This window comes from Micromonospora sp. 15K316, from assembly GCF_004348525.1.
Lineage (GTDB): Bacteria > Actinomycetota > Actinomycetes > Mycobacteriales > Micromonosporaceae > Micromonospora.
In genome coordinates this window covers 1-3,863 of sequence record NZ_SMKG01000349.1, presented here as the reverse complement: position 1 = coordinate 3,863, position 3,863 = coordinate 1, and the positions used below count along the sequence as shown (strand labels likewise).

At 78.0% G+C, this 3,863-nt stretch carries 2 protein-coding genes; both read right to left on the bottom strand.

Annotated features, from left to right (window positions below; all coding sequences use genetic code 11):
* Window positions 1-1,137: nitrate- and nitrite sensing domain-containing protein (locus tag E1211_RS31180; protein WP_207915583.1), on the bottom strand; the 1,137-nt coding region annotated here is incomplete at its 3' end.
* Window positions 1,134-3,704 carry a LuxR family transcriptional regulator gene (locus tag E1211_RS31175; RefSeq protein WP_207915582.1) on the bottom strand — a complete coding sequence of 857 codons (2,571 nt, stop codon included), beginning with the start codon at window positions 3,702-3,704 and terminating at the stop codon, window positions 1,134-1,136. The genes E1211_RS31180 and E1211_RS31175, both read right to left, overlap by 4 nt.
* Between the last annotated feature and the right edge of the window lie 159 nt (window positions 3,705-3,863).

The window sequence follows — 3,863 nt, the reverse complement described above, 5'->3', positions numbered from 1 at the left end:
GCCGTCCCGGGCGGGGGCGCCCGGCGCGGCTCCGTTCCGGTTGCCGGTGGGCACCCGGGGGCGGTCGTCGACGGGCGGCGGCCCGGGGGTCTCCCCGGCCGGCGCGGCGCTTCCGGCGTGGACGGCGCGGTGCGGGGCGACGGCGGGCCGGCGCAGGACGCGGGCCCCGGTGAGCAGCAGCGCCACCAGCGCGATCAGGCCCAGGCCCAGCACCGCGCCGGTGCGCACGAGCACCAGCGCCGCGCCGGGGGTGGCCCGCTGCACGCTCTGCCGAGCCGTGGACCGCACCAGGTCGTCCAGCCCCGCCAGGGCCGGCCCGGACGCCTTCTGCCACTCCTGCGCGTCGGGTTCGGGGCGGGCGCCGGCCGGGTCCAGCAGCCGGTCCTCCAGCGAGCGCAGCGCGGCGAACCGGGGGCCCTGCACCAGGGTCTGGTAGGCGTCCTGATCGCTGCCGGGCAGTCCGGTGACCGCCTCGTCACCCGCGTACCGCCGGACGTCGATCAGTTCACCGAGGCGGCGTCGGTCGTCGGGGGTGACCCGGCCGCCGGTGAGCGCGGCGGTGAGCAGGGTGTCCTCCCGGGCGAGCAGCTCACGGGTGCGGGCGAGCGCCACGACCGACCGGGTCTCGGCGGCCAGGCTGCTCTCCCGCGCGCCCCATTCGGGGCCGTACACGGCGAAGGCGACGTCGATCAGCTGGTCGTAACCGGTGACCGCCTCGGGTCGCCCGGCGTCCGCCTCGGCGCGCAGATCGGCGAGCCCGTCGAGCCGACGCAGCAGGGTGTCGGCGCGGTCGCGTACCGCCCCGGCGGTGAGCAGCCGCAGGTCGGTGCCGCCGGTGGCGTCGCGGAGGGCGGCCACGCTCCGGTCGGTGCCGCTGCGCGCGTCGGCCAGGGTGGCCATCTCGCGTGGCCCGCCCGCGATCGTGCCGGCGGTGCGGTGCCGTTCGGTCTGCAGGTCGCGGATGAGTCGGTCGGTGGGCTGGCCCAGGGTCTCCGCGAGGGCCTGGACCCGGAGCAGGTCGGCGGCGTCCCGGCCGGTCAGGTACGCGGCGTAGGACCAGAGCACGATCAGCATGACCGCCGCGGCGGCGAAGAGTCGCCGGAGCGGTTCCGCGGTCGTCGTCGCGGGCCCGTTCATCGGGCCGCCCGTCCGGGCCAGGGCTGCCCGGCCGCGCTGTCCGGGCGTTGCGCCACGATGGTGCGCAGCAGCGCCAGCAGCTCCGCCCGGTTGGCGCAGTTGAGCCGGGACCGCATCCGGGCCACGTGGTGTTCGACCGTCTTCGCCGAGATGAAGAGCCGGTCGCCGATCTCCCGATAGGTCAGCCCGGTCAGCACCAGTTCGGCCACCTCTCGTTCGCGGTCGCTGAGCCGGTGCGCCGCCGGGGTGGTGAGCGCGTCGGCGACCTGCCCGTCACCGTCGTCGGTGGTCGGTTGGCTCGTGCGGGAGCCGGCGGGGCGGCCCTGGAGCGTCCGGGCGCAGTCGAGGAGGGCGGTCATGGCCCGCCGGTCCGAGGTGCGGATGGCGGCCTGGCCGGCGAGGCGGGCGCCGTCCCAGCAGAGCCCGGCGTCGTGCAGCCCGCGGGCTGCGGCCTCCACCCGGGCCGGGTCGACCACGCCTCGGAGCACGTCGACCCAGCTGGCGGCGGCCGCGGCGACCACCGTGGCGTACCGGCTGTGCGGCGCGGCGGCCTGCAGGGCGGTCACGTGCTCGTCGGCGGCGGCCGGCTCGTCGGCGAGGATCGCCGCGTGCAGGCCGCTCCAGTGCAGCGGTGTGCTCCACAGCGGTGGATCGTCGAGCCGGCCCAGCAGCGACCGGGCGCGGTGCAGGTGCGGTGCCAACCGTTCCAGGTCGCCGAGGCGGGCCGCGGCGATGGCCAGCTCGCCGAGGGGGAGGAGCGTGAACAGGTCCACCGGGTGGCGTACGACGGCCTCTAGGGCGTGCCCCCAACCGCGCTGGAGCGCGCCGAGGTCGCTGTTGCGTCGTGCGATGCCCAGCTCGAGGGCGGCGGCGAAGAGCTGGTCGCGGGATTCGAGCGGCCGGCCGCGGTCGACGACGGTGCCGAGTCGCCCGGCGGCGTCGGCCGTACGGCCGCGGACCATCAGGATCCAGGCCTGGAGCAGCCGGTGCCGGCGGGCCATCAGCGGGCCGCCGATGCCGCTGGCCGCCGCCCGGTCGAGCACCCGCTCCGCGATGTCGAGCTCACCGGCGTGCACGGCGGTCAGGGCGGCGAGGGCGGCCGGACTGTCGGGCAGGAGGACCGCCCGCCCGTCCGGTTCGAGCAGCGCCGTCGCCTGGACGAGGGTGGAGAGCGCCGAGGTCGGCGTGCCGCCGAGGCTGTCGCGTACCCCCTCGGCCATCAGCCGGGCGGCGCTGGCGTGCAGGGTCGGCGGCCCGGCACGGTCGCCCGCCCGCGCGCCGGTGGCCTCCGCGAGGTCGCCGGCGGCGAGCGCGCCGACGGCGGCGAACGCCGCGGCGGGGGCCGCTGACGACCACCGGTACAGCTCGACGCTGCGGCCGACCTGGCCGCGATGGGCGAGCGCCGTCGCGGCGACCAGCGCCGCCTCGGCTTGCTCGGTGGGCGTGGCCGAGGCGAGCAGTCGGTCGGCGAGCCGGAGGGCGACGTCGAGGTCGCCGGCGAGGGCCGCGGCGACCGCCTGCCGGGCGGCCACCGGCCGTCCGGCGGCCGACGCCGCCGCGAAGAGCTCCGCCGCGAGGGCCGGCTCGGTGGCGAGCGCCTCCTCGGCGGCGGCCTCCAGCGTCCCGGCCGGGCAGTCCGCGGCGACACCGGCGGTGAGCAGGGAGCGGACCAGCGGTAGCACCGGTCCGCCCCGGGCGAGCTGGACCTCGCTGAGCCGTCGCCAGACGGCGGTGCGTTCGGCGGCCGGGCTCAGGGCGGTCACCGCCCGGCGGACCAGTGGCGCGAGCCGTCCGTCCGTGCCGAGCAGGCCGGCGGCACGGGTCGCGGCGACGAGAGCGTCCACCTCGGCCGGTTCGCGGCCGAGCAGCGCGCCGAGCAGATCGATCGGCAACGGTACGCCCGCGGCGACGGCCAGCAGCAGTCGCCGGACGTCGGGGGAGAGGTCGTCGAGGTCCGGGCCGAACTCGAGGACGGCCTGCCGGGGTGGCTCGGTCGGGGCACCCGTTCGCGGTTCCTGCCCGCGCAGCGCCCGGGTCAGCCGCTCCACGTCGCGAGGCACCCCGGCGGTCTGCCCGTGCACGAAGTCGAGCAGGTCGGGGCGTCGGCCGAGTTCCGGGACGGCGGCGAGGTACGCGGCGGTCTGCTCCCGGACGAACGGGGTGAGCAGGATCAGCTGCCCCTCCCGCTTCACCGCGTCGGCCAGCTCGACCAGCTGGCTGGAGCGCGGCCACGGCCGGTAGGCCACGACGAGCCGGTGCCGCCGGCCGTTCACCAGCTCGCGCAGCACCCGCAACCGGACGTCGTCGAGCAGGTGCGCGTCGTCGACCAGCAGGACGGCGTCCGGGTCGGCCGCGTCCGGCCGCTCCGGGGCGGTCTCCCGCACGGTGACGCCGGCCCGCCGGTGGAGCCGGGCCAGCTCGGCGAGGTACGCGCTGCGGCCGTGCCCGTCGGGGCCGGTCACCGCGACCAGCAGCGGTTCCGCCGGGTCCGCTGCTACCCGGTCCAGCAGGTCCCGGGCGGCGCGGTCGAGGACCAGCCGGTTGCCGGCGAGGGTGCTCATGGTCATCGGGGTCATCCTTCGCGTCCCCGGCTCCGGGACAGCACGAGGCGCGACGCTCTCGGCAGCTCCAGCGGGGTGATCCGGATCGGCGGCCGGGGTGGCGGCTCGCCGTGGTTCAACCGGTCGTGGTCGGGGCGTCGGGGTGCGGGCACCGCGGGGCCGGGG